This is a genomic window from Pectobacterium peruviense (assembly GCF_002847345.1).
Taxonomy (GTDB): domain Bacteria; phylum Pseudomonadota; class Gammaproteobacteria; order Enterobacterales; family Enterobacteriaceae; genus Pectobacterium; species Pectobacterium peruviense.
On the sequence record NZ_LXFV01000029.1, the window covers coordinates 1 to 2,934 of the forward strand.

Consider the following 2,934-nt stretch of genomic DNA (forward strand, 5'->3'; position numbering starts at 1 on the left):
ATTGCCTGCGGTATCACGGGTGGTGACCGTCGCACTGACATCACCATTGGCCGCCAGCACCGAACCCGGAACGTTGACGCTCCAGGTTTTTCCATCGGTATTCACGGTGGTCTGGTAGGTCTCGGTACCGACTTTTACCGTAATTGCATCACCGGCTTTGACGTCGTTATCAACCTTACCCGTCACCGCAATCGTCTGCCCGGATTCGGCGGTGTTAATCACGTTATCCGACGTCACATTATCGATAGAGATAGAGGCAATCGGCGCCACCGTATCCACACCGTAAGCGTGGCTGGTATTGGCGGTAGTGGCATTGCCCGCAGGATCGCGGGTCGTCACGGTGGCACTCACATCACCGTTCGCCGCTAATACGGAGCCCGGAACATTGACGCTCCAGGTTTTGCCGTCAGGATTGACGGTCGTCTGGTAGGTCTCGGTACCAACTTTAACGGTGACTGCATCACCGGCTTTCACTTCATTGCCAACGTTACCGGTCACCGCAATGGTCTGGCCGGATTCGCTGGCGTTAATCACGTTATCGCTGGTGACATCGTCGATAGAGATTGAGGCAATCGGCGCAACGGTATCGACGCCGTAAGCGTGAGTGGTATTGGCCATCGTGGCATTGCCTGCCGCATCACGCGTGGTGACCGTCGCAGAAACATCACCGTTCGCCGCTAATACCGATCCCGGAACATTGACGCTCCAGGTCTTGCCGTCAGGATTGACGGTCGTCTGGTAGGTCTCGGTACCGACTTTAACAGTGACTGCATCACCGGCTTTCACTTCATTGCCGACGTTACCCGTCACCGCAATGGTCTGACCGGATTCGCTGGCATTAATGACGTTGTCTGATGTCACATCATCAATAGAGATCGACGCCGTTGGCGCAACCGTATCCACAGAGTAAGTGTGATTCGTGTTGGCGGTGGTGACGTTGCCCGCAGGATCGCGGGTAGTGACGGTCGCACTCACATCGCTGTTCGCGGCCAGCACAGATCCCGGAACATTGACGCTCCAGGTCTTGCCATCAGGATTCACGGTGGTCTGGTAGGTTTCGGTACCGACTTTCACCGTCACCGCATCGCCTGCTTTGACGTCGTTATCAACCTTACCCGTCACTGCGATGGTCTGACCCGATTCGGCTGCGTTAATCACGTTATCCGACGTCACATCGTCGATAGAGATTGAGGCCGTTGGCGCAACGGTATCCACAGCGTAAGCGTGATTCGTGTTGGCGGTGGTCACGTTGCCGGCAGGATCGCGGGTGGTGACCGTCGCACTGACATCACCATTGGCCGCCAGCACCGAACCCGGAACATTCACGCTCCAGGTTTTGCCGTCGGTATTCACCGTCGTCTGATAGGTCTCGGTGCCGACTTTAACGGTGATCGCATCGCCCGCTTTGACGTCGTTATCAACCTTACCCGTCACCGCGATGGTCTGACCCGATTCGGCTGCGTTAATCACGTTATCGCTGGTGACATCGTCGATAGAGATGGAAACCGTTGGCGCCACCGTATCCACACCGTAAGCGTGACTGGTATTGGCGGTCGTGGCATTGCCTGCGGTATCACGCGTGGTGACGGTCGCAGAAACATCACCATTGGCCGCTAATACCGAGCCCGGAACGTTGACGAACCAGGTTTTGCCGTCGGTATTCACCGTCGTCTGGTAGGTCTCGGTACCGACTTTCACCGTCACCGCATCACCGGCTTTGACGTCGTTATCAACCTTACCCGTCACCGCAATCGTCTGGCCGGATTCGCTGGCGTTAATCACGTTATCCGAGGTGACATTATCGATAGAGATAGAGGCAACTGGCGCAACCGTATCCACACCATAAGTGTGGGTGGTGTTCACTGTGGTCACATTGCCTGCAGTATCGCTCGTCGTCACGGACGCAGAGATACCGCCGTTCGCGGCCAGCACTGAACCGGGAACATTCACGCTCCAGGTCTTGCCATCAGGATTCACTGTTGTCTGGTAGGTTTCGGTGCCCACGGTGACCGTCACCGCATCGCCCGCTTTGACGTCGTTATCGACTTTACCGGTCACCGCGATGGTCTGACCCGACTCGCTGGCATTAATCACGTTATCGGAGGTGACGTTATCGATAGTAATAGAAGCGGTTGGCGCCACCGTATCTACGCCGTAGGCATGACTGGTGTTCGCCGTGGTGGAGTTACCTGCGGTATCACGTGTCGTCACGGTCGCAGAAACATCGCTGTTCGCCGCCAATACGGAACCCGGAACGTTGACGCTCCAGGTTTTGCCATCGGTATTCACCGTCGTCTGGTAGGTCTCGGTGCCGACTTTCACGGTAACCGCATCACCGGCTTTCACTTCATTGCCGACTTTGCCCGTCACCGCAATCGTCTGGCCCGATTCGGTCGCGTTAATCACGTTATCGGACGTGACGTTATCAATAGTAATGGACGCGGTTGGCGCCACCGTATCCACGCCGTAAGCGTGGCTGGTATTGGCGGTGGTGACGTTGCCAGCAGGATCGCGGGTCGTCACGGTCGCAGAAACATCACCGTTCGCCGCCAGTACCGCCCCCGGAACATTCACGCTCCAGGTTTTTCCGTCACTATTCACCGTGGTCTGGTAGGTCTCGGTGCCGACTTTAACGGTAACCGCATCGCCCGCTTTCACTTCATTACCGACATTACCCGTCACCGCAATCGTCTGACCCGATTCAGCAGCGTTAATCACGTTATCCGACGTCACATCGTCGATAGAGATCGCCGCCGTTGGTGCCACCGTATCGACGCCGTAAGTGTGGCTGGTATTGGCGGTCGTGGTATTGCCTGCCGCATCACGCGTGGTGACAGTCGCACTCACATCACCGTTCGCAGCCAGAACCGAACCCGGAACGTTGACGCTCCAGGTTTTGCCGTCGGTATTCACCGTCGTCTGATAGGTCTCGGT

1 protein-coding gene is annotated in these 2,934 nt (G+C 56.7%); it reads right to left on the reverse strand.

Annotation, left to right across the window (positions count from 1 at the left end; genetic code table 11):
* The coding region (locus A0G03_RS17905) for a beta strand repeat-containing protein (protein WP_145951824.1) at nt 1-2,934 on the reverse strand (2,934 nt) is incomplete at both ends.